Here is a 26,427-nt window from a genome sequence, read left to right on the forward strand (position 1 = left end):
CAAGTGCCAAGTATCAAGTATCAAGTGTCAAGTGGGCCGGATAACCATTGTTGTTGATGGGCGGGAGGTCGAGGTTCAGACGGGCGGCCGCCTGAGACTCGAACTGATCGCGTCCGGCATCTACTTGCCCGGACTGTGCGATCATCCCGACCTTGATCCATTTCGGCCCTTCCAATGGTCTGAATCGGTCTGGCGGGGAAATGCAGAATACGGAATGAGGAATGAGGAAGGCGGACTTGATGATGGAACACTGCATTCCAGCCACCTCAATCCGCACTGCGACCTCTGTCTGGTCTCCATTGAGGGCGTCGGGCTGGTGCGGTCGTGCGATGCGATCGTCCGCGAGGGAATACGCGTCCGGACTAATGGCGACGATATCACCCGGGCGCGTCGAGACGCTTTGAAGGCGATCCTCGCCCGTCATCCCCACGCCTGCCTTACCTGCGCCCAACGGCACGGCTGCGACCGACTCAGTTGCAGCATGAACGTTCCGGTCCTCGAACGCTGCTGTGAATTGCTGGGCCGCTGCGAGATCGGCCGGGTCTCGGAGTGGGTAGGCATCCCTCCTGATACGCCTCCCTATCGCAATGAAGGTCGTCCTGCCGTAATCGATGAACCGCTCTACCTGCGCGACTACGAACTTTGCATTAGTTGCACCCGCTGCGTCCGCATATGCCGCGACGTCCGCGGCGTCGATGCGCTCGGCGCGTCGATCGTCAAATCGGGTGTTGTCGTCGGGACGAACGAACCGACACTTGCCGACTCGGACTGCCGCTTCTGCGGCGCCTGTGTCGAAGTTTGCCCCACCGGCGCCTTGCGCGACAAGCCCGGGATAGCGCCTCTGATAGAAGGGCAGGCGCCTTGCGTGGAATCGTGCCCGCTCGGTATCGACATCCCCGGCTACCTCGCTGAAATCGCGGCTGGTCGTCCTTTGAATGCGTTAGAGATCATTCGCGACCGCGCTGCGCTGCCGGGCGTGCTCGGCTACGCCTGCTTTCATCCCTGTGAAGCGAACTGCCGCCGGACGGCGCTCGGCGAGCCAGCCTCGATCTGCCTCCTGAAGCGGTTCGCCAGCGACGTTGCAAGCGAATGTGAAGTCCACGCGCCTAAAGTGCCTCCGTCCGGTCGCCGGGTGGCCATCGTCGGCTCCGGGCCGGCCGGTCTGGCCGCTGCCTATGACCTCTTGCGGATGGGCCATGCGGTCACGGTCTTCGACCGCAATGCCCGCCCCGGAGGGATGCTCCGTGAAGCGATTCCCAACTTCCGTCTGCCCGATGCGGTCATCGACCGCGATCTGAAATATCTCAAAGACCTGGGAATGGGTTACCACCCCGGCGGGGAGTTGGGACGCGATTTCACTCCTGAAGACCTGCACGATTTGAATTTCGACGCTCTGTTAGTGGCAATAGGGCTGAGTCAGACTGCCCGGCTCGGTGTGCCCGGCGAAGAGCATCCTGCAGTAATTAGAGGGCTTGACTTTCTAAGGTCCATTTCAAGCGGGAATCCCCCCGAACTGGAGGGTGATGTCATTGTGGTGGGCGGAGGCGCGGTGGCGGTCGACTGTGCGATGAGCGCGCTCCGGGTTGGCGCGTCGAATGTCCGCATGGTCTGCCTTGAAAGCCGTGAAGAGATTCCGGCGCATCCCGACGAACTCCGTCTGGCGCAGGACGAGGGGATCGCCATCGATTACGGCTGGGGCGTCGAGTCATTCAACGTCCGGGACGACGAATTGACCGGTATCCGACTGAAGAAGTGCACCCGCGTCTTCGACCCCGCCGGTCGGTTCAGCCCGCTCTATGATACTACGACCACGAAAGACCTCCCCGTCCGGAGTGTGATCGTCGCCATCGGGCAACGGCTTGGGATAGACCGCCGGTTTCTGACCGGTAAGGGATTGTTCACTTGCGGGGATATGGTTACCGGACCGACGACCATCGTCGAAGCGATGGCGGATGGACGTCGCGCCGCACGAGAGGTTGACCGGTTTCTGGGCGGCAAGGGCGAAGTGTCGAAGAGTATTGCCAGGTCAGCCGGGGGCAGCCTTGGTCGCATCGGCGGCTTTGCAAGCCTTGACCGCTCACACCCTCTGGAACAGCCTGTTTCGGAGCGCACCACCAACTTCGACCCGATCCAGGTCGGCTTCGACGATAGTGCAGCCCGCCTGGAAGCAAGCCGCTGCCTGCAGTGCCATTTGCGCGCCAGGATCAGTCCCTCACCTTTGCCTCCGGATGAATGGCGCCGGTTCAAACCCGAAATGGTTGACGACGTGCCGGCACTCGAGGGCGTCCTGATTCTTGCCGATGCCGACCGCAAGACGATTCGTATTAGCGGCGCCTCGGACCTGAGAACCCTCTTCCGTGAAGCCCACCACGAAAATCCCGATGCCGTATGGTGCCGGTGGGAGATAGATCCGCTCTATACCAAACGGGAGTCGGAACTCCTCGCGGCGCATCTGGCTGCGCACGGCGCGATGCCGGTGTCGGGGGAATTGGATGATCTCTTCTGAGACTCCAAGTATCAAGTATCAAGTGTCAAGTATCAAGAGCAGAGAGCAATGAAACGTAAAGCGCCGCTTCCGCCCGGCCTCATTATTCGCAATCTGCGTCGGGAAGACAAGGTTCGCCTGATAGAACTCGACGCCCAATTGACCGGCCTCCGGCGCGACCTCTATTACGACCGTAAGTTTCGCCGCTTCTTCGGGGAAGACGCGCCTATCCTGCTCGGCCTTGTGGCTGAAGCCGCAGGCCGGCTTGTCGGGTATATTCTGGGCGAAGTCAATACCGGCGAATATGGCATAATGCAGCCGGTCGCGTCGGTCGATACGATCGGCGTCGATCCGCAATATAAGCGGACCGGCGTCGGGCGGACGCTGCTCGAAGAATACTGCGCCGTCGCGGCCAAAGCCGGCGTCGAGACGATGACGACGCTCGTCTCTGAAGACTGGCCCGAAGTGATCTCCTTCTTTAAGGAGCGCGGCTTCCATCCGGCGAAACTGGTTGCGTTCGAGCGGGAACTCCCGCGTGAGGGGCTCTTTGGCCGCGGATAACCTGCAACCGCCCCGGGCAGCGCTGCTCGACGGCTGGGAGCCGAGGTTCATCGGCAGCGAACCGCGACTCAGCGAGGTCGCCGGAATGTATCGCGAAATCGGCTTCGAGGTGATGATCGTCCCTTTCGACCCGGTAGAGTGCGAAGGCTGCTGCAAGGAGTGCTTCAGCGAAGGCGAGTCGGGGGCGATGGTAGTCTATACGAAGAAGTGAGCGAGTAAGTGAGTAAGCGAGTAAGCGAGACATTTTCGCCTATGCTCCCACAAACTCGGCTGCCCGCACACTCGTTCACTCGTCTACTCGCTCACTCGCACACTTTCCATATTATTAAGAGTAAGGACTTATGAAGGCAGCAATTTTTTATGGGCCGCATCAACCTCTGCGCATCGAAGACGTCCCGATGCCGGTCGCCGGCCCGGGTGAGTTGTTGGTCAAAGTTGCCGCTTGCGGGCTTTGCCACACCGACCTACACTACCTCGACCACGGCGTCCCGACGTTCAAGACGCCGCCTCTGATCCTGGGTCACGAAGCATCCGGGACCGTCGCCGCATTGGGCACTGGCGTCAAGGGTTGGAACGAAGGCGACCGGCTCCTCCTGCCCGCCGTGTTAACCTGCGGCGTATGCCGGAACTGCCGGGAGGGGCGCGAAAACATCTGCGACGATATGCGGATGTTCGGCAACCACCTCGACGGCGCCTTTGCTGAGTACGTGGTTGCGCCAGCTAAGGACGCGCTCCATCTGCCCGACGCGGTGCCGCTGATCGAGGGGTCGATTATCGCCGACGCAGTTTCGACGCCATTCCACGCGGTGGTGAATCGTGGCGCCGTGAAACCAGGCGACCGGGTAGCGGTCTTCGGCTGTGGCGGGGTAGGAATCAACTGCGTGCAAATCGCTGCCGCGCAAGGAGCGGTCGTGGTAGCGGTCGATATCGCGCCGGAGAAACTGGAACTGGCGCGGCAGTTCGGCGCGGCGCACACCATTGATGCTTCGACAGTCGAGGGCGGGCGCTTCGACAAAGCCATGCGGAAACTTCTCGGCGACGGCGTCGATGTGGCGTTCGAGGCCATCGGCAAGCCGGAGACGATCCAGGCGGCGTTCTCGACCCTGCGCAAGGGCGGACGCTGCATCCTGATCGGTTACACCAATCAAACGGTCGAACTGCCTGCAGCGAAGATCATGTTCTTCGAGCAGGGCATCACCGGATCGCTCGGCTGCCGGCCGGTCGATTATCCCCGCATCATCGACATGGCAGCAACGGGGCGAATCAAGGTGAAGGAACTGGTAACCGGTCGCTATCCGCTAGAACAGATCAATGAGGCGTTCGAAGAACTGCGCCGCGGCGCGCCGCAGGTGATCCGGCTGGTGGCGGTTCCTTAGCGAGCGGAATAGAACCGTGTCCGACCAGCGACTCTCCGCCATTATGTTCACCGACATCGTCGACTACACAAGCAAGATTCGCATCGATGAAGCAAAAATGCTGCGCCTGCTGGAGGTGCACAACCGGATGCTGCGCGAGATTTTCGACCGGCACGAAGGCGAGGTCGTCAAGGGCACCGGGGACGGCTTTCTGGCGCGCTTCAACAGCGCGACCAGCGCGGTTCTGGCGGCATTGGAGATCCAGAAGGACCTGACTGAATACAATCGGGGGAAGCCGGACCACGACCAGATTGAGGTGCGCATCGGCGTTCATCTGGGGGACATCGTCATTCGGGAGGGCGATGTTTTCGGCGACGGCGTCAACGTGGCGGCGCGGGTGCGGCCCCTCGCGGTGCCGGGCGGCATCTGCATCACTCGCGCCATCTACGATGTGGTGCACAAGAATATGGGGCAGGAAGTTTATCCGTTTGGTAAGAAACGTCTAAAAGGACTTGATATTACTGGGGGCAGTTTATAGTTGCCCTTTCCGAGAGTGGGTGTTCGCGTAGGGTCGGATTCCAATCCGACCATCTCTTGGGCGATTTGGAAATCGCCGCCGTTAATATTACCTGGTGCAATATATTGTGTCAAGAAGGGCGCTTGTCATGCTGAACGCAGTGAAGCATCACGACCTAAGATGGACATTCCAGACGAGATCCTTCACTTCGTTCAGGATGACACTAATCGATGCACCCCTTAATGTTAATGGGTGCAGATAATTGTGGTATTCTCCAGTAGGGCAGGCATTCCTGCCTGCCCTTTGGACGGACAAGAATGTCCGTCCTACTGATGCTACTATTTGATGCCCCGATTAATAATAGGATTTTCCTCTCACCCAATCCTTATTAATAACTGCAGAAAAGCGTTGCCTTGGCAGGGGGCGGACATTCTTATCCGCCCCCTGCCAAGACGAGCTTCCAATTCAGGGCGGACAGGAATGTCTGCCCTCCAAGAACAACAATATGCACTCATTAATAAAGAGCGGATTCGGACCACACAGTGCTTTCCATTAGCCTTGTATTGAGCCAAGTGAGTAGTTTCGCTCGAACAGCCTTAATATCCCTTGCATAAAGTCCTCACCGGCAATTCCGCCGTCAGTCATGCCGTTCGGCTGGCGCGAGCCGAGGTGATCGCCGCCTATCCGATAACGCCGCAAACGTCCATCGTCGAAGAACTCGCCGAGATGTGTGCCGACGGCCGGTGCAGCGCGCGATTCATCCACAGCGAATCGGAGCACTCCTCGATGTCGGCTTGCATCGGAGCGTCGGCGGCCGGTGCGCGGGCCTTTACAGCGACCTCGAGCCAGGGGCTTGCCTATATGCACGAGATGCTCCACTGGGCAGCCGGCGGCCGGCATCCGGTAGTGATGGCAGAAGTGAACCGCAGTCTTGCGCCGCCCTGGACGATCTATACCGACCAGCAGGACAGTCTCTCGCAGCGCGACACCGGCTGGCTGCAGTTCTATTGCCGGGACAATCAGGAGGTGCTCGACAGCACTCTGCTCGCGTTCAAGGTCGCCGAGCGCGTCTCATTGCCGGCGATGGTGGTACTCGATGCGTTCGTCCTGTCGCACACCGTCGAACCGGTCGATATTCCCGATCAATCTCTGGTCGATCGGTTCCTGCCCCGGCGGGAGGCGGCTTACCGGATCGATCCCGACCACCCGGCAGCCTTCGGTGGGATGAAGGGTGTTCAAGCCTGGATGGAGACGCGGGTAGAACTCGAACAGGTGATGGAAGCGACTCCAGATCTCATCGCCGAGGAAGCGGCGCTCTGGAAGTCCCTCACCGGACGATGCCTGAATGCCCTTCAAGCCTACCGGATGGAGGACGCCGAGGTGGCACTGCTGGCCGCTGGAACAGCCGCCATCACTATGACCCTCGCCGTCGATCACCTGCGGGAGGCAGGCATAAGGGCTGGAGCCCTCGGACTATGGCTCTTTAGACCCTTTCCCGTCGCCGATCTACGTCGGCGGTGCGAACGTCTCGAGCATCTCGTCGTCTTCGACCGGTCGTGCTCGTATGGGCATGGCGGCATCTTCGCAGCCGAATGCCGGTCAGCGCTTTATGACCTCCCGCAACGGCCCCGGGTGATCGGTCTGGCCGGTGGACTGGGCGGCCGGGAGATAGATCCGAAGACGCTTGCAGAGGAAACGGCGCGCAGGGTAGAAAGCAGAGGGCAGAAGTCAGGAAATGCGCTATTGGAGTGGTTCGGAGTGAGGGGAAGGGGGGGGCAGTGAAGGTGATGCCACAGTCGGCGGCGGGTTTTGCCAATACGGATGTCCTCTGCAGCGGGCATTTGGCCTGCCCCGGCTGTGGTGGAATACTCGCACTCCGGATGGCAGTCCGGGTGCTTGCGCCGGACTGCGTCTTTGTGATTCCCGCCTGCTGTATGGCAGTAGTTGACGGGCCCTGGCCGATTTCGGCGCTCGGCGCGGCGCTCTACCATACCGCCTTTGCGGCAACGGCCTCGACCGCAGCCGGGCTTTTGAACGGCCTGCGCTCCCAGGGACGGAGTGAGACCGTCGTTGTCGGCTGGGCCGGTGATGGGGGGACGTTTGACATCGGCCTGGCGGCAGTCTCAGCTTCGGCGTCGCGCAACGACGATATGCTCTATGTCTGCTATGACAACGAAGCCTATATGAACACCGGCATCCAACAATCGTCGGCGACGCCCTACGGCGCCTGGACGACAACGACGCCCGCCGGTTCGCCCAAGAACCGGCCCAAGAAGGACGCCCTGACTCTGATGTTGGCGCACGACATACCCTACATTGCCTCCGCGAATCCGGCCTATCCCGAAGACTTCGAGCGGAAGTTCCGGACTGCCAAAGGAATGCACGGCTTTCGGTTTATCCATGTCTTTTCCGCCTGTCCGCCGGGGCATAAGTCGGTCGAAGCCGATTCGATCGTCATCAGCCGCCTTGCGACCGAAACCGGCATCTTCCCTCTATACGAGGTAGCAAACGGGCAGGGACGATTGACCCTCGACCCTCCGCGCCGGCCGGTTGGAGACTACCTCGCTCTCCAGCGCCGGTTCGCCCATTTCAAAGAGGAAGACATCGTCCGCGCACAGGAGGACGTCGAACGGGGACATCAGCGGCTGCTGAAACTGCTCGCGCTGCAGGAGTGACGACAATCGCCCGCCGAACTGAAAGCGTCGCGAGATGACGCAACATCCAGCCTCTATCATGGCCGGTGGGAACTCGTTACGTATGGGCTTCCCGAAGGCAATGCTCACCAAAGAGCGCGAGCCGGTGCTCCGGCTGATGGCGGAGGCTCTGAAACGGTGCGGCTGGACGTTGTCGTCGGTTGTGGTCGCCACCGAAGACCTTGCCGAATGGGTGCACTGGACGCTCGACCGGCCTCTGGTCATCGTCAACGACCGGCCCGAGCGCGGCCCGATCAGTTCCTTACGGCTGGCTCTGAACTCCCTGCCGGCGGGAGCGCCCGGTTTGCTTATCTGGCCGGTCGATCACCCCGTCATCAAGGACGGGACATTGCTGAGCATTCAGCGCGCCGCCAATGCCGTCAACGCCGTCGTGCCGCTCTTCGCAGGTCGTCGCGGTCATCCGGTCTGGTGGGGACGGCAGACCTTTCGGCATCTGAAGAGCCGGATTGCCAATGGCGGCGCCCGCAAGGTGCTCTATCTGCCGGCAGTCAACGTCTGCGAGGTCGAGGTTGACGATCCGGGAGTTCTGGTCAACATCGACACTTCGGAGGATGCGGAAAGGTATGGTCTTCAAGGGGCGAGCGAGTGAGCGAGTATTTGGTAGAAGTAGCGAGACGAATTGAGGCTGGGGAGCGGTTTGCGTTGGTAACCATCGTCAAAGCGACCGGCTCAACGCCGCGCAAGGAAGGCAGCCGGATGCTCGTCGATCCCGCCGGGGACGTCGTCGGGTCGGTCGGTGGAGCTGCGGTTGAACGGCTCGCCATCCTGAAGGCTCTCGAAGCCATGGCATCGGGGCAGATATCCCGGCTCGAACTAAGCCTGAATGACCTCGAAGCGGTTGAGACCGGCATGATCTGCGGTGGGCGGGTCGAATTGCTGATCGAGCCGTTCGGCACCGGTCCGGCTCTGCACCTCTTCGGAGCCGGACACGTCGCTCAGCCGACGGCGCGGCTCGCCGTTGACCTCGGCTTATCGGTAACGATCTATGACGAGCGTCCCGAGTGGGCTTCCGCCGGGAGATTTCCCCGCTGCCGAATCGTAACCGGCCGGTATGAAGACCTGGCCGATGCGCTAATGTCAGCACCCGATGACTTGATCGCCATAATGACCCATTGCCACGCCGACGACTACCGGGTCCTGACGCGAGTGGCGCGAAAGCCCTGCCGATACCTCGGAGTCATAGGCAGCCCCCGGAAATCTCTGGAAATTAAGAAACGGCTTTCCGATGACGGCTTCTCAAAGGATGAAATTGCCCGCATCGAATGCCCCATTGGGCTCGACATAGGATCGCACACACCGGTCGAGATTGCCATTGCCGTCGCCGGGCGGCTGGTGCAAGTGAGGGCTTCAGGCTCTCAGCCGGTGGCTCTGGAATGATTGAAATCTGCATATCAGTGTTAACGGCCTATTCGTTGTATACTTCTGTAATCAAAGGGTCGATACCGTTCATTGGGATCAACCCTATGAATAAAAACTGTCACCCATCTCCCCGCACGTTTGTTACCCATCAGTCCGGTCTATACACCCCCCTCGAAGCAAGGGGGAGAATACAATAATAATCTGCACCCGGAAGTATATGACTAATGCTGCCCAAGTTTGACATCCATAGACCGGCGACGCTCCCGGAGGCGCTCCGGTATCTCGCCGACCATCAGGATCGTCGCGTCAAGGTGCTTGCCGGAGGCACTGACCTGCTCGTCGATATGCGCCTGCCGGTCATTCCGAACGGCACCCGGCCGCCGCTTGGCCGTCCGCCGGAGGGCATCTGGGAAGCGCGTAGTTCCTCTGCCGGGCGCCCTGAGGTCCTTTGCGCGCTCTGGAGGTTGAATGAACTGCGCGGCATTCGCATAGGGACGGGAGTTATTCGTATCGGAGCGCTTACGACGATCGCCGAACTCGAGCGTTCGCCAGTCGTCCGGGAGCATCTCCCGGCGCTTGGCGATGGCGCACGGCAACTCGGCTCGGCACCGGTGCGCAACCGGGGAACTTACGGCGGCAACCTTTGCAACGGTCGGCCAGCCGCCGATACTGCCATCCCAACTATCGCGCATCGGGGCCAGGTTCAGGCTGTCTCGCTACGAGGTGAAAGGAATATCCCGGCGGAAGATTTCATCATCGCGCCAGGAAGGACCGCCCTCGAACCAGACGAGATCGTCTCCAACGTCATCTTCGATCTGCCGTCCGACTGCCGGATGCAGAGCCGTGGCGCATATCTCAAACTAGCCCAGCGCAAGAGCCTCGAGATTGCGGTCGTCGGAGTTGCAGGAGCGGTTTGGGTGGACCGAGTCGGGCAGGTGTCAGATGCTGTCATCGCCCTCGGAGCGGTCGGTCCCCGGCCATTGGTAGCAAGGCAAGCATCGGAAGCGCTTATCGGGTCGGAGATGGATGAGTCGCAGATGCTGAAAGCCGCAGTGTTGGCGTCGGAAGCCGCGACTCCGATTACCGATTACCGGGGCGGAAAGGACTACCGGAGCAAAATGGTCGCCGTGCTGACGCGACGGGTTTTGGAGCAGATCTATGGCGCTTGAGTCTCTTCCAGAGTCGCAGGGCGCCCTAAGAGCGCCAGGCAAAGTCCTGATGAGCCTCCGTGTCAACGGCATTGCCTATGACGTCGCCGTCGAACCGCGCCATATGCTGGTCGAACTCCTGCGCGACGACCTCGGCTTGACCGGCACCAAGGTCGGCTGCAACATGGGCGATTGCGGTGCCTGCACGGTGTTGCTCGACGGCCTGCCGGTCTTCTCGTGCCTGGTGCCGGCGCTTGAGGTTGACGGACGCGATGTGACCACCATCGAAGGTCTGGCCGAAAACGGGCACTTGCACCCGCTGCAAGAGGCTTTCGTCGAGGTCGGCGCCATCCAGTGCGGCTTCTGCACCCCCGGCATGGTGCTCTCGTCGCTGGCGCTCCTGCGGGAGACGCCCGATCCAACGGACGAAGACATACGAAGAGCCTTGTCCGGCAATCTCTGCCGATGCACGGGGTATCAAAAGATATTCGAGGCGATACGGGAAGCGAGTAAGCGAGCGAGCGTTTAGCCCGATGAGCAAGTATCAGATTCTCAACAGCCGCGCGCCGCGGATCGATGCCCTTGACAAGGTAACCGGACGGGCGCTCTACACGGACGACATCGCCCGCCCGGGTGCGCTCCACTGCGCCATCCTGCATAGCCCCATTGCGCATGGCCGCATCCTTCGGATCGACACCTCGCGAGCCGAGCGGCTGCCCGGCGTCAAGGCGGTCATCACCGGCAAGGATATCGGCAGCATAGTCTATGGCGTTTCTCCAGCCCGTTACGACGAGTCGATACTGGCTCGCGAACAGGTGCGCTATGTGGGTGACGAGGTGGCCGCCGTTGCCGCGATAGACCTCGACCGGGCTCGCGAAGCCGTCTCATTGATTGAAGTCGATTATGAGGAACTACCCCCGGTTCTGGATGGCCAGATCGCAATGGACGACGGTCAGCCGCAATTGCACGACAAGTACCCGCGCAACATCTGCGCCGAGGTGCACTGGAACTTCGGAGATTGCGATGCCGCCGAACGTGAGGCAGATTTCATTCGCACCGATCGGATCATTTCGAAAATGCAGGATGCCGCATTCCTCGAGCCGCAAGCGGTTCTGGCTGAAGTCGATGCCTCGGGGCGGCTCACGATGTGGTCATCGACGCAGGCTCCTCACTATGTCCAGCGGACGCTCGCAATGGCTTTGGGACTGCGTCCGGAGAAAGTCCGGGTGATCAAACCGGCGGTTGGCGGCGGTTTCGGGCCAAAAGCCTCCTGCTCTACAGCCGAACTGGTCGTCTGTGCACTCGCGCTAAGAACCGGCAAGCCGGTGCGGATGACCTTCGACCGCGAGCAGGTTTTTCTCCACTCCCGCGCCCGGCATCAGTTCTTCCACACGATGACGACCGGCGTCAAGCGCGACGGGACGCTCCTCTTCCTGCGCCATAAGTGCATTCTCGACGGTGGAGCCTTCGCCAGTTTCGGCATCGCGACGGTCTATTATGCCGGGTCGTTGTTAGGCGGCCCCTACCGGCTGAAGAATATGACCTACGACGGTTATCGGGTGGTAACGAACAAGCCCGCCTGCGGCGCTCAGCGCGGCCATGGCGCGGTCATCGCGCGGGCGCTCTTTGAGACGCAACTTGACCGGATCGCGGGAGAACTGCATATCGATCCCCTCGAACTGCGACTTCGCAATGTCATGGGGCGAGGCGAAACGACCTGCAACGAACTCTACATGTCGAGCCTGGGGATGCGGGAGTGTCTTGAGGCAGTAAGGGATGTTGCCGGATGGGACTCGCAGCAAAACTTGGAGGGTGGGATTCTTCCCGCCCGCGATGACAGCCGAGTTCGTCGCGGGCGCGGCGTCGCGTGCGGCTTCTTCGTATCGGGAGCCGGCTACCCGATTTACCGGTCGGAGACCTTCCACGCGACGGTCGTTACCCGCGTCAGCGAGACTGGCGGTCAGGTAATCGTCGAGTCTGGCGCCGCCGACATCGGGCAGGGTTCGGATACGATGCTGGCGATGATCACCGCCGAAGTGCTCGCCGTGCCCCTCGCCGATGTCAAAGTGGTCAGCGGCGACAGCGACCTCTCGGTCGATTTGGGGGCATACTCAAGCCGGACGACGCTGATGGCCGGAGCCGCCGCCCGGGAAGCCGCCGAAGCATGCCGGGACCAGATACTAACCGAAGTTGCCCGCCGCTGCGGCGTCGAGGCGGCTCATCTGCGCATCGAGCAAGGCTATGTCAAGTCGTCGAACGGGTCGCTCGACTTTGCAGCCATCCGCAAGGAGTTCGCCGCCGAGCATTTCAACTTCGGGGACATCCCCGATACGCCCGACCTCACCTTCCGCGAAGCTGCACGGATCGCCTACCTTGGGCGGGGGACGATCGTCGGAACGGGCAAATACAAACCGCCGAAATTGGGAGGTTCGTTCAAAGGCGCTACGGTCGGGACTTCACCAGCCTTCGGTTGCTCGGCGCAGATCGCCGAGGTCGCGGTCGATATGGAGACCGGCGAAGTGACTGTTGAGCGGGTGGTTGGAGCTCACGACTGCGGCTTTGCGATCAACCGTACGCAAGTCGAAGGGCAGATGCAGGGGTCGGTTTCGATGGGGATGGGCGAGGCTCTTTTCGAGCAGATACACTACGACCGACGGGGCAACATCCTGAATGCCAACCTCGCCGAATACAAGATTCCGACGGCGATGGACATTCCCAGGATCGAAGCCGTCGTCATCGAGACCGACGAACCGAACGGCCCGTTCGGCGCCAAGGAGGTCGGCGAAGGCGCCATTATGCCGACGATCCCGGCTATTCTCAATGCTATCTACGACGCCGCCGGCGTCCGGATCGAAGAACTGCCCGCGACGCCGGAACGGATAGTCACCGGGTTGAAGGCAGAGGACTTAGGCGGTTGTAAGTAGAGTTCCTTAAGATAATGGTGGATCTATTCGCTCCATTATCTTCCCCCCACCGCTCGCCTCTTATACTACTGGCAGATTGTAGTTGCCATTCCTGGAGGGCGGACATTCCTATCCGCCCTGATTCAGTATTCCTTTCCAGAAGGGCGGACAGGAATGTCCGCCCTCCAAGGCAACTGTTTGTTAAACAGAATAATAGTTCACTCCTCCCCGGTCTGAAACCCGATGTTGCGCGATTCGTGCTTGTCGGACCCCATCTTGATCTCACCGTAACGTTCTTCATATCGGCGGATGTTCTCGTCGAGGGCCTTGAGCAGCGATTTGGTGTGAATCGGCGTCAGCACGATCCGCGCCTGCACGACCGCTTTCGGCATTCCGGGCAGCATTCGGGTGAAGTCGATGACGAACTCGGCTGATGAATGACTGATGAGCGCCAGGTTGGCATAGATGCCCTGACCGGTCTTCTCGTCGATCTGGACTTGAATCTGCTGGGAAGGTTGACTTTGGTTCATGGGATGGACTTTAGTTATAGACAAAGAATTAATGCCAATGCCGAATAGGAATGCACAATGGAGATTCGGCTAAAATAACGTGACTTGAACACGCCGGACGAGGGCGTCCGGTATGCACAAGTTGAGGTTTTCAACAGATCATCAGAGCAATATCATCATCATCATTAGCATCATCATCGGCATCACTTAACGATATTCTCTTTACGGTTCAAGTCGTCGAGAAAGAGCAGGTTGAGGCAGGGCGTTCCGGCTTCGAGAAAGTAGTCCATCACGCCGGGGGGATCACCCTTGACCGGTAGCGGCTCGTAGAACCAGCCGCCATGGGTGAAGCGGAGTTTGGCTCCGGCGCCGAGCGAGGCTTGGCTTCCGCCGACGTTGATATAGCAGAAATAGTCCTTGGGATCGCCGTAGAGAGCCATTCGCTTGCGGATGGCATCGCGCAAGTGCGCCGGACGGATCAGGTCGAGGCCGCTCCGTTCGACGCAGCCGAGCGCCTGGCGTTGCGCATACTCATCCCACTCCGCGCCGCGGTCGCCGGTTCCGCCAAAGGTCACGGCCGTGGAGCCAATCTTCAAAACCCCCTCCTCGAACAGATAACGTTCCAGTTCCGGCCAGGTGAAGCCCGGCTCATTAGCGCCGAAACTGGAGGCCCCCACCGAGCAGATCCCCACCATCTTTACCTTAAGTTCCTGCAGTGCTGCCAATAGAGCCAGATTGAGCGCTGGGAATGAGCCGGTGAGCGAGACGGCGACTTTGCTCCCGGGCCCGATGTTGCGCGCCTTTAGTTCCTTCACCAGCCACGCAGCCCAGCCCGGTTTGGTCGCCAGTTCCTTCGCTTCTTCGTAGCCGACGGTGGTGGTAATGGACGTCCAGGGCAGCCCTATCAGACCGGTCTTGAACGTGTCGCGCATCGTGTCGGCGGTCTCCATCAACAGCCGGTAGTGCCAGACGCGCTCGTATCCACGCTTGACAGTAGCCTCAGCGCGCCCGGCTACTATTTCGACCGCAGCAGCGCTGTCCGACTTCGATGCCAATGTCAATGAAAATGCCAATGCCAATGTCAAAATCACAGGATGGCGATCCAACTGGTTAGCTCAAAGGCTTGGAAACGATCTGTCTAACTTCACCATCAGCATCAGCATTAGCATCGGCATTCCTCACCTCAGTAGCCAAAACTGATCGTGAACGTCAGAGCCACCGCGCTTCCCGCTGGAACCGGCACCGGAAAGAGGACCCGGTCGGAGGCCTCCCGAATTGGCTCGACGGAATGGCCGCCCGCCTCGGCAGACTCCACAGTCGCATAGCCATAAATACGCTGTTCGACATGCACTACGGCTTCGCGGGCTCCGCCGTTGCGCAGGTCGACGCGCCAGGTCTCAGAGTGGCGGTCGCGCGTAGGGCGGGATTGCGTAAGTCGCGTCCGCCGGGCGGTAAGATCGAAAGCGCCTCCGAGGTCGAGTTCGATCGTTCCCCCGGCCGGTGTGCCAGGGAGAAAATCCTGCCCGGCGAAGATGAGCGCTCCCGAATTGTCCCGGCGATAGAATCCGACATCACCCTCGGGCAAGGGGCGCGCAGACTTGCCTGTGCCGGCGCCGCTCTGAAACGAGACCTTCACCCGCACTTCCCGGCTGTCGAGCAGATGCGGGAAGAGGTAGCGACGCTCATACTTGAATACAACAGGTTCGAATGCTGGCACCTGAAGCGTCTGCCCGGCCGATAGGCTGACCGGGCGGGGCAGAGTGTAGCGGTAGTATTCGTCGAATCGCTCCCCCGAAACTTGAGCTGCTGCCTCCGGTCGGCCAAATTTCTCCCGCCCTTCCGACGCTTCGTCGCCGCTTCCGCCTTCCGGGTCGTCGGACCGGTGCACTTTCCCGGCGACCAGCGTCACCGTCGCATCCTCCAAATCAAGTTCGAGGTCGTTGGCGATGGTGAAATTCGCACTCAGCGACAGCGTCTCGTCGCTTAGGTCTGCCCGGTAGTCGCACATCCAGGTGATGCCGGTGGTCAGGTAACTGATCTCGACAAGACGACCTTTGACGCCTTGAGCCGCATTGACTTCCCAGCGCAGCGTAGGTCGGGTGTAGAGGCCGTCGGGCAAGCGCGGGTAGAACATCTCCTTCAATTTACCTCGCTCAACGACCTGAACAATGACATCGCCGGTGTCGGGCTGCAGAAAAAGGTGCGTCGCGTCGAAGCGAAGCAACCGGCCGGCATAGGTAGCATCGTCGGCGCTGAACGAGAACCACTGCCCGCGGTAGCGATCCATCAGTTTCTCCTGGCTAACCAGGTCGTAGTGGTAAGCGAGCGAGAGCGTGCGAATGTTTTCGCCGCCCCGTCCCGACGGCACCACGTTGGCGGTATGGCCGAAGATGCCGGGAGCGATGCCGGTGAAGTCGATCGTCTGACTGCCCCGCACCAGATCGACCTGCCTGGTGTCGCGAACCTGTGCCAAATCGCGATTATAGATGTCGATCGCAACGGTCGATTCGGGTGCACCTTTTAGGGAAGCCGGATCGACTGCAGCAATAAGAATGGCAAGGATTGCGGTCAGACGCATCGTGTCATCCTTTATCATAATGCCTCGTCCGGGCCGGCCGGATCGTAGTATTGTTCATCCAATTCGTTAGATTCATTTGCAAGGTGGTATTTGCTGCCGCGTCGGTCGCCGATCCGGACGAGGATGCCGGATTCGATAAGGCTTTGCAGCCGTCGCCGGGCGGTCGCTTCACTGCACTTAAACCGGCGTGCCCAGAGGCTGCTTGTCAGGCCGGCGGGATGTTCAAACAGGAACTGCTCCCATTCGGTCGGGATGTCGGGATAGCGCCTTGCCGGTTCGTCCGCAGAGGCGTCTCCCGCGATGCCGCCGTCGAAAATGATCGCCTTGGCCGGGATCGAGGTGCCGGCCGTAAGAATGAGCGCCCGGGCGATGACGTTCTCCAGTTCGCGGACATTGCCGGGCCAGACGTAAATATCGAGTCGGGCGAGGGCTTCGCGGAAGAGTGTCGCCCGGGGTCTTGCGGGATTGGCGGCGTTGAGCCGTTCAAGGATATGATTTGCGAGCAACGTTATATCACCGTTGCGACGACGCAGCGGCGGCAGATGTATCGGCAGGACAGCTATCCGGTAATAAAGGTCGCGGCGAAACCGGCCCGCGGCGACGGCTTCATCGAGTGGAGCATTGGCGATCGCTATGAGCCGAAAACTGACCGCCTTGATCCCACCACCGACGCGCTGCAGTTCCCCCGTCTGGAGGACTCGCAGGAGCGCGGCTTGAGCCCGGGGCGAAAGTTCTCCAACTTCGTCCAGAATAACCGTTCCTCCGGCGGCAGACTCGAGCCGCCCCGAATATCCACCTTTGGCCGCACCGGTGAAGGCGCCGGCTTCGAATCCGAAAAGATCCGACTCGATCAAGCCCTCCGGTATGGCGCCACAGTTGACGAACGTGCAGGGATTATTCGACCTACTGCTATGCCGGTGAATCAAGCGCGCAACCAATTCCTTACCGGTGCCGGTTTCGCCCGCAATCAGAACCGGGAGATCGCTGGCGGCGGCGCGTCCTGTTAGTGCCAATGCCTGCCGCAAGAGCGGTGCACGACCTATCGCAATGCTGCTCCACTCGTCGATCTCAAAATGGCCGTCCCGCTGAAGAGCGCCGCTGTCGTAAAGCCCCATGCGCAGTGACTCGCGCACTTCACCGTCTGTCGGCTGATGGTCGGAGTGCACCGCGATAAGAATGTCGTCTGAAGGCGGTGTCAGCCGGGCTTCATTCAGATCGACACAGGTGAGCAGGTTATCGCAGACCCGGTGAACGGGATGACGAGCCGCCTTCGGACGGCGGGTTGATGGTATCCAGGAGTCGATCAGCGTCGGAAGTTCCCGTGCCAGATCCGGCGAGGTGCGCAAAAGAAACTCATAAGCATGAAGCCGCACGAGGTTGCGGGCTATCTCTTATTGCCCGGAATGGTCGGGACCGCCCCCCTGCATCACTCCGGCATCAGTTGTTGCCATCAGCAGATTTCCACTCGGTTGCGACCGTTTTGCTTGGCTGCGTAAAGGCTTCGGTCGGCGGTTTCGAGAAGTTCTTCGCCGGTGCGCACCAACTGGTCGGGATAGACCGCACCGCCGATGCTGACTGTCACATGAGACGGCAGCGGCAGGTCGGACTCAAGCGCCGACAGGTCGCACTCCTCGATGCTGCGCCGGAGCCGCTCGGCGACGAAGGCGACGCCCTCGCATGCTGTCTCGGGCAGAAGGACGACGAATTCTTCCCCCCCGTATCTCCCGGCGGTATCGATCGAGCGCAAGGACTCCTTGATGAGGCGGGAGACCTCGACCAGTACCCGATCCCCGGCGAGGTGGCCGAAGCGGTCATTCACCTTCTTGAAGTGATCGATGTCGATGATGAGCAACCCGAACCGGCCGCTGAACCGGATCGCGCGCGAAAACTCGGCGGTGAGCCGCTCCGACAGGTGCCGCCGGTTGACCAGTTTGGTCAGGCCGTCGGTTACCGACATCTCGTAGAGTTTCTTGTTCTCGCGGTTCAGGTGATCGCATTGCTGCTCGAGCGACCGATGGTGCAAACTGCGCTGAACACGGCCCAGGAGTTCCGTCGGCCCGGCCGGGCGAGGCAGGCAGTCGCTTACGCCCAGCCCCCAGAGCCGCTCGCTCTCGCGACCGGAATCGTCGGTTACAGCGATGATCGAGAGCCCGGCATCGTAGCCCCGGGCGCGAATGACCAATTCGACCGGGATGGCGGTGTCGCCCTGCCAGTCAAAGAGGATCAAATCGAGCGGCTTGCGGCCGATGACCTCAATCGCTTCAGCAGGATCTGTGGCTTCGACGACGTCGAGCCCCGGCGCATGCCGCAAGGCTTCCACTAAGCCGTCGTTCTTCAACGACGGCGATGCGATTAGTACGCTGCGTCTTCCCTCTTGTTCTGCCATAAGTTGTATCGTTGCGAAGTGAATTCTTGACGGCTCTATTCGAACTAACTGAAGATGAATTGGACTCCAAATCGAGAGGCATCTCTACTCTTCAAGTGCGCGTTTAGCATCTTCGAACACCTTGACCTGCGGCTGCGAAGCGTCGATCACCCGAATCCGATGAGGTTCTTCACGTGCAATGGCAAGGTAGCCTTCGCGGACGCGGGCGAGGAACTCGAAGCCTTCACGTTCCATCCGGTCGACCGGACGGGGGATACGCTTTAGTGCAGAATCCGGCGTCAGGTCGAAGAGGAGCGTCCGCTCGGGGACCAGACCGCCCGCAGAATGCCGGTTGACGTTCCGGACAAACTCCCGGTCAAGCCCCCGCCCGAAGGCTTGGTAAGCGTCGGACGAATCGTAGAACCGATCGAGCAGGACGGTCCTGCCCTGGTCGAGCGCCGGTGCGATTACCTGCCGAACCAGTGCCGCACGGGCCGCGCTGAAGAGGAGAAACTCCGTCATTGCGCCCGGAATATCATCTCTCGCGCCGGAAGTCTGCGCTGAGACTACATCGCCGAGCAGAATCTGCCGGATCGCTTCCCCGACCGGGGTGCCGCCCGGCTCGCGCAGAAGGACCACCTCATTGCCCTGCACCCTTAGATATTCTGCCAACGACGCGGCCTGGGTTGACTTGCCCGAGCCGTCGATTCCTTCGAGGGTGATCAGTTTACCCGGCACGGCGACCCGCCTTGCCGCCCTGCAAGAGATTGTAAACACCGACGCCGATCATCAGAAGCGACCCCGCCATGCTGCCGGTGAAATGGACGCCCCCGACCTCGAAGAGGTTCAGCCGCGCATCATAGTGCCGGACGATCTCATTGAAGAACCTGAAGATACCGTAGAGAACCAGAAACAGGTGAAAGAGTTCTCCTTCGAAGCGGCGGTACGGTGTCCTTAGAATGAGTGCGATGCCGATCCCGGCGGCGTAAAGCGATTCGTAAAGTTGCGTAGGGTGGAGCGCTTTCCCCGGATAGACCGCCCCGGCGAGGCAAGTCTCAGGGAAGCGCAGACCCCAGGGCAGATCGGTCGGTGTGCCGAAGCAGCAGCCGTTGAGATGGCAGCCGATCCGTCCCAATGCCAGGCCAAAGGCGAGCGACGGCATCATCACATCGGCGACTTGCAGGAAACGGAGACCGCGCTTGCGTGTCTGCCAGATCACTATCGGAATCGCGGCGGCAACGCCTCCCAGGACGACCAGCCCGGCAATGCCGATGGTGCCGTCGCTCTGTATCGGGCTGATCGCGTCGAGCCACCGGCCTTCGAACTCCCGCCAATGCGCAATCACATAGGTAAGTCGAGCACCTGCCAGCGAGCCGACCATAATCCAGAGCGTCAGATCGGATATCGCCTCGGTCGAAACGCCCATTGCCTTCCCCCGCCGAGCAGCCAGATAGAAACCGAAGACGAAGGCGAGCATCACCATGAGGCCGTAACTGTGAAGTTTGAAGGCGCCTATCTGAAAGATGACCGGATGCAGTTGAGTCCTTTCGTAAGATCAGGCCGCCGGACGGCCGTAATGAACATCGGTGTTGTAATCGATCCGCACCTTGCCCGAGCGCTCGAACCTTGCGAACGCGGTATCGACGGCTTTTAGCAGGTCGTGATAGTCCGGGTCATATGGAAGCGGCATATAGGAAGCCGAGAGTATCCGTGCCATAAGCCCTTCCCGGTTCAGGTCCTGGTGGTTTTGGAGCGACCGGGTCTCGAACCGCCCACTGAAGAACGCGTTCAAGCGGCCCTGATAGCGGAAGAAATCGTCGAGTGCTTCCATTCCGCGGCGAAAGCGAACGATTATTTCCTCATACGCTTCGTTGAAGCCGCCTTCCCGAATGCGCCGGTTCCAGAAGATGACCGTGCTCCCGGATGGCTTCAGAATGCGCGCGAACTCGATCCGGGCGCGATCGGCATCGAACCAGTGAAAGGCCTGACCGGCGGCGGCGCAGTCGAACTGCCCGCTCGCGAGCGTCGTCGCTTCGGCCGAACCGTCAACCGATGTCCAACTCAAGACACGGTAGTGACGTTCGGCTTCACGCCGCATTTCAGGATTCGGCTCGACAGCCCAGACCCGGCAGCCTAAGGCGAGGAACGGTTCGCAAGATAGCCCCGATCCCGACCCGACATCGGCCACCATTGAGCCGGGTCCAAGTCCCAACTCGGCCTTTAGGAAGTCCTGCATCGCGAGCGGATAGCGCGGTCTCGCCGCGTGATAGAAGGGCGTCCGGGAACTGAACCGGCCTTTGGGATCAACTTCGGCGTTCAGGGACATCCGCCTACCACCAGGACGATCTCACCCTTCAAAGTCCGCTTGGAACAGATATCTCGCAGTTCACCGAGTGTCCCGCGGAAGACTTCCTCATGCAATTTGGTCAATTCACGGCAGAGGGCAGCGGGCCGATCCGATCCGAAAGCAGTTTCCATTTCCGAAAGCGTCCGTCCGATACGGTGCGGGGCTTCGAAGAAGACCATCGTCCGTTCTTCAGCCGCGAGTGCAGTCAGGCGCCCGGAACGTCCTTTAATCGGAAGAAAGCCCTCAAAGGCAAAGCGATGAAACGGCAATCCCGCGTGAAGCAAGGCCGTCGTGACTGCCGTAGGACCGGGGAGGACTTCGAGTGGGAGTCCGGCGTCGATTATGGAACGGATCACCCGATAACCGGGATCGGATAGCCCCGGCGTTCCGGCATCCGATACAAGGGCAATCTGCTCGCCCCTTGCAATGCGCTCGACGACGGTGGCCGCTACCTTGCTTTCGTTCTGGTCATTGCATGACTGAAGGCGTTTATGCAGGCTGAGGTGTTTGAGAAGCAAGCCCGTGCGTCGAGTGTCTTCGGCGAGCACCAGGTCGGCGTTCGCGAGGGCTTCGACGGCGCGCCGGGTGATGTCACCGAGATTGCCGATGGGAGTTGCCACCAGCATCAGCGAACCGGAACGTGAAGTGGAAGGTAGACCCAGAGTATTATTGAAGACGTTTGATCATCTGAACGCAGGGACTATCAGCACCCCACAAGGTCGGAAACTCCTCCAATCTTCGAAAGCCCAAATCACAATAGAATGCACGGGTTTGTTTGTAGAACAAATCCGGATGGGTATCGGATAGGGTCTTTACCTGCAGGAACTCAACTCCGTGTTTTCGCAGATGGTTTTCGATAACCTCCATTAGTCTTCGACCTATCCCCTGACGATGATATGCCGATAGTACTCCCATCACCAACACTTCAGCCGCATATTCGCCGGTCAGCTCTACGGTTAGAAATCCAATCGGGGTTTTATCCCTCCATGCCACCAGAGTCGGAAGTCGATCGATCTTGATCACAAAATCGCGTATTGAGGATTCGATGCCGAACCACTCCGGAAGCGACCGCAGGATAGGCTCGCAGATTGCGGCCTGCCCGGTCACCGGGCCCTGGATGGTAATGTTCTGTTTCGACGACATCAGTTTGATCATGCCGTTGTTGGTCAACTCAAGATTGATGCTTCATCGGATAGGCCATATAACGAAAATGGCGACGTCCCAGACCGCATGCGAAATGAGCCCGGGCCATAGCGTGCCATAGTAGCGGAACATCGCCCCCCAGAATAGACCGCAGATCAGCGCTGCGCCGAGGAGCATCAGGTTGAAAGCCCAGACATGCACCAGTGCGTAGATCAGACTCCCTGCCAGCCAACCGGCGGTGTTTCCATATCGCTGCGCCATCCGGAGTTGCACGTAGCCGCGCCAGAATATCTCCTCCGCCGGGCCGATCCACAAGCCGAGCAAGAGGCCTATCGCCACCGGCGAGGCTTGCGCCTTGGTGGCGTAAATGCCGGCGATCTCGGGTTTGGCGAAGTCGAAGAGCAGTGTTGCGATCCTGTCTCCGGCGAGGAACACGCCATAGAGCACTCCCGCCGAAACCAACCCGATTATCAGATGAACCGGCCGAAAACGAAAGAGGGCGTTACGAGACGACCGGCTTAAGTAGAGACCGATAGCAGTCAGGGTTCCTGCTGCAACTGCCATCGCCAGCCAGAAGTTGACCGCCGTCTTGGTCCAGGGGCTGAAGAGGACGAACCAGAAGAGCGCCGCAACCGCGACGCTACCCCACAGCGCCCAGTTCCGGTTAGTGCCTTCAGTCGGCCGTCTATCTATGCTGACAATCTCCTCTCTTCCCCCCCCGATAAATCGGGGAACTACCGGCGGGATGGTTTTCGTCTTTAGAAGAACCTGCCAAGCACAATGGAGATCATCAACAGGACGCCGAACATCAAATGATGCTGTGCAGTCAGGACATCGAGCATCGCGATCTCCTCTACCTGGTTCGGGCGGCTGGCCAGCATCTTGCCGATATTCTTCAATGCCGGCGGGAGCGAAAGCAAAACGAGGAGCGACCAAAGCGGCAGGATACCGCCCATTGCCATCCAGACGACAGCGACAAATGCGCCGCCGACGAGTAGTAAATACTCGATCTTGGCTCCGGAGTGCCCGATCAGACCGGCAAAAGTGCGGATGCGGGCTTCGCCGTCGTGACGGATGTCGCGAGTGTTATTGGCGTGCAGGATCGCGGCGGTCAAAAGACCGATGGGGATCGAAACCAGGAGCGGGGTAGTCAGCGCCGGACGGGCGAACTCGCCGGTCAGCGCAGCGTAGGATCCGATCACCATCAGCGGCCCCATCAGGAGGAATACGCCGACGTCTCCGAGGGCTATATATTTGTATCCGACCGGCCGGCCCGTGTAGAGGTAGCCGCCCAGCAGGCCGATCACGCCAAGCGTCAGCATCGGAACTCCGCGCACCGCTACCAGCACCAGTCCAAGCGCGATGCCGATCCCGAAGGCGATCCAGCCGCCGCGGAGCACCTGGCCCGGTGTCAGGAGGCCATCGGCGATGACCCGGCTCGAGCCGAAGGTGTAATCCTTATCGACGCCGCGCTTCCAGTCGAAGTAGTCGCTGATCAGGTTGGTCGCAGTATGGTAGAGGATCGAGCAGATCACCACCAGCGGGAAGAGTTCCCAGGCGACCGGCCCTTCATAGGAGAAGGTGAGGAGAGCTCCGGTCAACACCGGGACGATGGAAGCCGGAAAGGCAAAGGCGCGGATCGCCTGCAGCCAGATGCTGAAACGGCTCCGCTCGAGGGGAACTGTATTGGCAGTCATTTTAGGTCCTGAATTGAGGGATGGGTGGAAGAATTGGCGATGAAGAATCGAAGATCAGGCCCAATCCTTTAATATAGGATTTGAGCCGCGAGAGCACAAGTTGGGAATGGAATGCAAGGCAGACCGGTTCTTACTACCTCCTGGTGATGCGGTGGCTGCCTTCGACAACATTTCCGTCCGGGGTCATTGTCGGGCGAGGCATATCGAAGGTGCTGGTGAGTCGTCCATAAGCCGGCCCTCCCAGCCGCGATATAGGCCGGTAGCGGTCGAGTTCTACGACCTTGCCGTCGGGCGTGAGGAGATCCTCGCGGATGTGAAACCGGACGACTTCGCCGATCACTACCGACCCGCCGAGGGGGGCGTCGGAGAGTTCAATCACCTGCCTAACCTTGCACTCCATCGCCACCGGCGATTCGGCAACCCGGAAGGGATTCACCAGGTCCGACTTAAGCGGTGTGAAGCCGGCTTCGGCAAATTCACTCACCCCGTCGGGAAACTCGCCGGAGGCGTAGTTCATCGCTTCAGCCATATTCTCAAGCACCGTGCAGGCGACGAACTCGCGGGTCGATTTCGCGTTCAATAGCGAATGCTTGGCTTTCCCAAACCGGTTCCGATTGGGGCAGAAAAGAATCGTCGGCGGCACTGCGGAAACGGCTTGAAAGTAACTGAACGGCGCAAGATTTGGGACGCCTTCGAACGAGAGCGTCGAAATGAACCCGATCGGACGCGGAATGATGATCGATAGCATCAAGCCGTGCCGGTCCGGCGGAGAAAGATCGGATGGATCGATGGTGCGGAACAAGTTCAACGATGTACTAAGGGGTGCATTCGATGGTGTCATCCTGAACGAAGTGAAGGATCTCGTCTGAAATGCCCATCTTCGCGGGTCGAGATGCTTCACTGCGTTCAGCATGACAAGTGCCCTGGTTGACACTCTTCACTCTACACTCTTCACACCAAGGCCTATAGATTCATGTGCCGGGTGGACGAGGACGTCCACCCGCACCACATCTCCCCGTTACATGCCGGACGAGGACGTCCGGTTTACACGAGCATTCTACGCACTAAGGCTTATAGGTTCCCAGCCGCTCCTTCTCCTTTTCCATTTCAGCCCGGCGGACTTTGGTCAACAGGAGTGCTTCCTCAGCCCAGTCTTTCGCTTCGGCGGCCTTGTCCCGCGCCTCGTTGACGTAGTTCACTTTTTCCAGATCCATCGCTTCGACGAACGCCTTCTGTGCCTTGCGATATTCCTTCTCGGCCCAGAACTCGGCGTTTAGTCGGTCGGCTTCCTTCAGATACTGCTCGGCTTTACGCAGGTCGGACTTGGCCGAGAAGTCACAACCGGCTGCGAAAGCAAAGAGGGCCGCGAGAGTTAGGCCGACCCAGCCGGAAGGGCGGCTACTTATGATTGCGCCAGGCATCGCGCTGAAGTCGTTCGATCTCCTCATAGCGGTGGCAGGTGGTGATGTGATCGTTGACGAGGCCGACGGCTTGCATATGAGCATAGGCAATAGTCGGACCGAAGAACTTGAATCCCTGTCTTTTCATATCCTTCGCAAGAGCCTCCGCTTCCGGCATTACGGATGGGATGGCTGCGTCGCTGGCGCAGGGGACTTTCACTTTGGGACGATACGGGACAACAAATCGCGCAAACGAGCCATATTCGCGGCTCACCTGAAGGAGCGCCCGGGCATTGCCAATGACCGCGGCGATTTTGGCCCGGTTGCGAATGATCCCGGAATCGCCGAGGAGCCGTTCGATATCCTTCTCGCCCCAGGTGGCAACAACCGCCGGATCGAACCCGGCGAATGCGTTCCGGAAGGCATCGCGCTTTTTCAAGATGGTCAGCCACGATAGGCCGGCTTGAAAGACCTCGAAGACGAGGTGCTCAAACTGTTCACGGTCCGCGGTGCGCGGGACGCCCCATTCAGCGTCGTGATAATCGGTCAGGAGCGGATGCGCGAGGCACCACTGGCAGCGGGGCGGATATGATTCGTTCAATCTCGTAGGCGGTTGGACTTACTTGCTGCCCATCATCCCGGCTTCGACAAGGTCGCAGATGGCGTGCCAGGCGCAGATGTGCAGTTCCTGAATGCGCGCCGTGTTGTCGGCCGGAGCGATAAAGACGAGGTCGCAGAGGGTGGTCATTTTCCCACCGCTGCCACCGGTGAAACCGAGTGTTCGGGCGCCGCATGACTTCGCCGCTTCGAGTGCGGCGAGGATATTGGGCGAATTGCCCGATGTCGAAATGCCGCAGACGAGGTCGCCCCGCCTGGCGAGCGCTTCCACCTGCCGCGCGAAGATACGGTCAAAGCCGTAGTCATTGCCGACTGCGGTCAGGATGCTCGTGTCGGTCGTCAGCGCTATCGCCGGCCAACCCTCCCGCTCGCGCGCAAAACGACCGACCAATTCGGCGGCAACGTGCTGGGCGTCGGCGGCGGACCCGCCGTTTCCGCAAAGCAACAACTTGCCGCTCGAACGAAGACACTCGACGATTGCCGTCGCGATCTCGAGCAAGACCGGCTCCGATTCGGCAGCGAAGCGCTGGTGAGCCTCGCTCTGCGCGGTCAGGATCGCCCTAAGCGCTGTATGTTCAGAATGACTTTGCGTTCTTGCGCTCAACAATAATGTAACGCCAGCATCTTGCTGGCACCATCTTGCCGCCAGGATGGCGGCGCTACGGCTGCACCTGTGGGGTGAGTGCTTTCATCAACTATATTGAAGGGAAGTTCTCATCCTAATACCT

The 26,427-nt window shown here is 60.1% G+C and carries 27 protein-coding genes and 1 pseudogene; 12 read left to right on the forward strand and 16 right to left on the reverse strand.

The window, feature by feature from the left end:
- Positions 1 to 31: 31 nt before the first annotated feature.
- The 12 genes and pseudogenes from FJY67_00200 (at position 32) to FJY67_00255 (ending at position 13,063) form a co-directional block, all read left to right on the forward strand.
- The gene (locus FJY67_00200; GenBank protein ID MBM3327878.1) at positions 32 to 2,506 is read left to right on the forward strand and encodes an FAD-dependent oxidoreductase; all 2,475 of its coding nucleotides are present in this window, start codon (positions 32 to 34) and stop codon (positions 2,504 to 2,506) included.
- 48 nt (positions 2,507 to 2,554) lie between these two features.
- Positions 2,555 to 3,046 carry a GNAT family N-acetyltransferase gene (locus FJY67_00205; GenBank protein MBM3327879.1) on the forward strand — a complete coding sequence of 164 codons (492 nt, stop codon included), beginning with the start codon at positions 2,555 to 2,557 and terminating at the stop codon, positions 3,044 to 3,046.
- Positions 3,033 to 3,257: a hypothetical protein gene (locus tag FJY67_00210; GenBank protein MBM3327880.1), complete on the forward strand. Its 225-nt coding sequence runs from the start codon at positions 3,033 to 3,035 to the stop codon at positions 3,255 to 3,257. Before FJY67_00205 ends, FJY67_00210 begins: the two co-directional genes overlap by 14 nt.
- A gap of 130 nt (positions 3,258 to 3,387) precedes the next feature.
- A complete protein-coding gene (locus FJY67_00215) occupies positions 3,388 to 4,422 on the forward strand; it encodes a zinc-binding dehydrogenase (protein ID MBM3327881.1) in 1,035 nt (344 codons plus the stop codon).
- A 16-nt stretch (positions 4,423 to 4,438) separates the two neighbouring features.
- On the forward strand, positions 4,439 to 4,939 hold the full coding sequence (locus tag FJY67_00220) for an adenylate/guanylate cyclase domain-containing protein (protein ID MBM3327882.1): 501 nt from the start codon (positions 4,439 to 4,441) through the stop codon (positions 4,937 to 4,939).
- Between the two features lie 630 nt (positions 4,940 to 5,569).
- Positions 5,570 to 6,700: pseudogene (gene porA, locus FJY67_00225) on the forward strand (pyruvate ferredoxin oxidoreductase).
- A gap of 5 nt (positions 6,701 to 6,705) precedes the next feature.
- Positions 6,706 to 7,593 carry a pyruvate synthase subunit beta gene (locus FJY67_00230; protein MBM3327883.1) on the forward strand — a complete coding sequence of 296 codons (888 nt, stop codon included), beginning with the start codon at positions 6,706 to 6,708 and terminating at the stop codon, positions 7,591 to 7,593.
- 34 nt (positions 7,594 to 7,627) lie between these two features.
- Entirely contained in the window at positions 7,628 to 8,221 is a 594-nt protein-coding gene (locus FJY67_00235) for a nucleotidyltransferase family protein (GenBank protein ID MBM3327884.1), read from the forward strand.
- The gene (locus FJY67_00240; GenBank protein MBM3327885.1) at positions 8,218 to 9,009 is read left to right on the forward strand and encodes an XdhC family protein; all 792 of its coding nucleotides are present in this window, start codon (positions 8,218 to 8,220) and stop codon (positions 9,007 to 9,009) included. Before FJY67_00235 ends, FJY67_00240 begins: the two co-directional genes overlap by 4 nt.
- Before the next feature lie 206 nt (positions 9,010 to 9,215).
- A complete protein-coding gene (locus FJY67_00245) occupies positions 9,216 to 10,160 on the forward strand; it encodes a xanthine dehydrogenase family protein subunit M (GenBank protein MBM3327886.1) in 945 nt (314 codons plus the stop codon).
- Positions 10,150 to 10,668, forward strand: a complete 519-nt coding sequence (locus FJY67_00250) for a (2Fe-2S)-binding protein (protein ID MBM3327887.1) — start codon at positions 10,150 to 10,152, stop codon at positions 10,666 to 10,668. The genes FJY67_00245 and FJY67_00250 overlap by 11 nt, the downstream gene beginning before the upstream one ends.
- A gap of 4 nt (positions 10,669 to 10,672) precedes the next feature.
- Positions 10,673 to 13,063 carry a 4-hydroxybenzoyl-CoA reductase gene (locus tag FJY67_00255; protein ID MBM3327888.1) on the forward strand — a complete coding sequence of 797 codons (2,391 nt, stop codon included), beginning with the start codon at positions 10,673 to 10,675 and terminating at the stop codon, positions 13,061 to 13,063.
- Positions 13,064 to 13,260: 197 nt separating this feature from the next.
- Here the strand turns inward: FJY67_00255 and FJY67_00260 are convergent, their stop codons facing one another.
- The 16 genes from FJY67_00260 to FJY67_00335 all read right to left on the reverse strand — a co-directional run bounded on the left by FJY67_00260 (position 13,261) and on the right by FJY67_00335 (position 26,255).
- Entirely contained in the window at positions 13,261 to 13,572 is a 312-nt protein-coding gene (locus FJY67_00260; GenBank protein MBM3327889.1) for a DUF3467 domain-containing protein, read from the reverse strand.
- A 182-nt stretch (positions 13,573 to 13,754) separates the two neighbouring features.
- The gene (gene pgsW / locus FJY67_00265; GenBank protein ID MBM3327890.1) at positions 13,755 to 14,657 is read right to left on the reverse strand and encodes a poly-gamma-glutamate system protein; all 903 of its coding nucleotides are present in this window, start codon (positions 14,655 to 14,657) and stop codon (positions 13,755 to 13,757) included.
- Positions 14,658 to 14,734: 77 nt separating this feature from the next.
- A complete protein-coding gene (locus tag FJY67_00270; protein MBM3327891.1) occupies positions 14,735 to 16,129 on the reverse strand; it encodes a hypothetical protein in 1,395 nt (464 codons plus the stop codon).
- A gap of 14 nt (positions 16,130 to 16,143) precedes the next feature.
- Positions 16,144 to 17,475, reverse strand: a complete 1,332-nt coding sequence (locus tag FJY67_00275; GenBank protein MBM3327892.1) for a sigma-54-dependent Fis family transcriptional regulator — start codon at positions 17,473 to 17,475, stop codon at positions 16,144 to 16,146.
- A gap of 104 nt (positions 17,476 to 17,579) precedes the next feature.
- The gene (locus FJY67_00280; GenBank protein MBM3327893.1) at positions 17,580 to 18,515 is read right to left on the reverse strand and encodes a GGDEF domain-containing response regulator; all 936 of its coding nucleotides are present in this window, start codon (positions 18,513 to 18,515) and stop codon (positions 17,580 to 17,582) included.
- 84 nt (positions 18,516 to 18,599) lie between these two features.
- The gene (tmk, locus tag FJY67_00285; protein MBM3327894.1) at positions 18,600 to 19,232 is read right to left on the reverse strand and encodes a dTMP kinase; all 633 of its coding nucleotides are present in this window, start codon (positions 19,230 to 19,232) and stop codon (positions 18,600 to 18,602) included.
- Positions 19,222 to 20,031, reverse strand: coding sequence for a prolipoprotein diacylglyceryl transferase (lgt, locus tag FJY67_00290; GenBank protein MBM3327895.1), 810 nt, complete (start codon positions 20,029 to 20,031; stop codon positions 19,222 to 19,224). The genes tmk and lgt overlap by 11 nt, the downstream gene beginning before the upstream one ends.
- Positions 20,032 to 20,049: 18 nt before the next feature.
- On the reverse strand, positions 20,050 to 20,820 hold the full coding sequence (locus FJY67_00295; GenBank protein ID MBM3327896.1) for a class I SAM-dependent methyltransferase: 771 nt from the start codon (positions 20,818 to 20,820) through the stop codon (positions 20,050 to 20,052).
- Complete coding sequence (gene rsmI / locus FJY67_00300; GenBank protein MBM3327897.1) at positions 20,811 to 21,467, reverse strand: 16S rRNA (cytidine(1402)-2'-O)-methyltransferase; 657 nt, start codon at positions 21,465 to 21,467, stop codon at positions 20,811 to 20,813. The genes FJY67_00295 and rsmI overlap by 10 nt, the downstream gene beginning before the upstream one ends.
- A 40-nt stretch (positions 21,468 to 21,507) precedes the next feature.
- Complete coding sequence (locus FJY67_00305) at positions 21,508 to 22,011, reverse strand: GNAT family N-acetyltransferase (protein MBM3327898.1); 504 nt, start codon at positions 22,009 to 22,011, stop codon at positions 21,508 to 21,510.
- Between the two features lie 15 nt (positions 22,012 to 22,026).
- Positions 22,027 to 22,548, reverse strand: coding sequence for a CPBP family intramembrane metalloprotease (locus FJY67_00310; GenBank protein ID MBM3327899.1), 522 nt, complete (start codon positions 22,546 to 22,548; stop codon positions 22,027 to 22,029).
- A gap of 194 nt (positions 22,549 to 22,742) precedes the next feature.
- Entirely contained in the window at positions 22,743 to 23,681 is a 939-nt protein-coding gene (menA, locus tag FJY67_00315; protein MBM3327900.1) for a 1,4-dihydroxy-2-naphthoate octaprenyltransferase, read from the reverse strand.
- 133 nt (positions 23,682 to 23,814) lie between these two features.
- Positions 23,815 to 24,615 (reverse strand): flavin reductase family protein, encoded by an 801-nt coding sequence (locus FJY67_00320; GenBank protein MBM3327901.1) that lies wholly within the window; start codon positions 24,613 to 24,615, stop codon positions 23,815 to 23,817.
- Between the two features lie 130 nt (positions 24,616 to 24,745).
- Complete coding sequence (locus tag FJY67_00325; protein ID MBM3327902.1) at positions 24,746 to 25,102, reverse strand: hypothetical protein; 357 nt, start codon at positions 25,100 to 25,102, stop codon at positions 24,746 to 24,748.
- On the reverse strand, positions 25,080 to 25,682 hold the full coding sequence (locus FJY67_00330; protein ID MBM3327903.1) for a DNA-3-methyladenine glycosylase I: 603 nt from the start codon (positions 25,680 to 25,682) through the stop codon (positions 25,080 to 25,082). The genes FJY67_00325 and FJY67_00330 overlap by 23 nt, the downstream gene beginning before the upstream one ends.
- Positions 25,683 to 25,700: 18 nt before the next feature.
- Positions 25,701 to 26,255 (reverse strand): D-sedoheptulose 7-phosphate isomerase, encoded by a 555-nt coding sequence (locus tag FJY67_00335; protein ID MBM3327904.1) that lies wholly within the window; start codon positions 26,253 to 26,255, stop codon positions 25,701 to 25,703.
- Positions 26,256 to 26,427: the final 172 nt, after the last annotated feature.

This window comes from Calditrichota bacterium, from assembly GCA_016867835.1.
In the GTDB taxonomy this organism is placed as follows: Bacteria; Electryoneota; AABM5-125-24; order Hatepunaeales; family Hatepunaeaceae; genus VGIQ01.

Bases quoted from the DNA above. Each gene is read 5' to 3' on its own strand.
- FJY67_00205 (MBM3327879.1), top strand. From the start codon at position 2,555: ATGAAACGTAAAGCGCCGCTTCCGCCCGGCCTCATTATTCGCAATCTG.
- FJY67_00215 (MBM3327881.1), top strand. From the start codon at position 3,388: ATGAAGGCAGCAATTTTTTATGGGCCGCATCAACCTCTGCGCATCGAA.
- FJY67_00230 (MBM3327883.1), top strand. From the start codon at position 6,706: ATGCCACAGTCGGCGGCGGGTTTTGCCAATACGGATGTCCTCTGCAGC.
- FJY67_00235 (MBM3327884.1), top strand. From the start codon at position 7,628: ATGACGCAACATCCAGCCTCTATCATGGCCGGTGGGAACTCGTTACGT.
- FJY67_00245 (MBM3327886.1), top strand. From the start codon at position 9,216: ATGCTGCCCAAGTTTGACATCCATAGACCGGCGACGCTCCCGGAGGCG.
- FJY67_00250 (MBM3327887.1), top strand. From the start codon at position 10,150: ATGGCGCTTGAGTCTCTTCCAGAGTCGCAGGGCGCCCTAAGAGCGCCA.
- FJY67_00255 (MBM3327888.1), top strand. From the start codon at position 10,673: ATGAGCAAGTATCAGATTCTCAACAGCCGCGCGCCGCGGATCGATGCC.
- FJY67_00260 (MBM3327889.1), bottom strand. From the start codon at position 13,572: ATGAACCAAAGTCAACCTTCCCAGCAGATTCAAGTCCAGATCGACGAG.
- FJY67_00270 (MBM3327891.1), bottom strand. From the start codon at position 16,129: ATGCGTCTGACCGCAATCCTTGCCATTCTTATTGCTGCAGTCGATCCG.
- FJY67_00280 (MBM3327893.1), bottom strand. From the start codon at position 18,515: ATGGCAGAACAAGAGGGAAGACGCAGCGTACTAATCGCATCGCCGTCG.
- FJY67_00295 (MBM3327896.1), bottom strand. From the start codon at position 20,820: ATGTCCCTGAACGCCGAAGTTGATCCCAAAGGCCGGTTCAGTTCCCGG.
- rsmI (MBM3327897.1), bottom strand. From the start codon at position 21,467: ATGCTGGTGGCAACTCCCATCGGCAATCTCGGTGACATCACCCGGCGC.
- FJY67_00310 (MBM3327899.1), bottom strand. From the start codon at position 22,548: ATGGCAGTTGCAGCAGGAACCCTGACTGCTATCGGTCTCTACTTAAGC.
- menA (MBM3327900.1), bottom strand. From the start codon at position 23,681: ATGACTGCCAATACAGTTCCCCTCGAGCGGAGCCGTTTCAGCATCTGG.
- FJY67_00325 (MBM3327902.1), bottom strand. From the start codon at position 25,102: ATGCCTGGCGCAATCATAAGTAGCCGCCCTTCCGGCTGGGTCGGCCTA.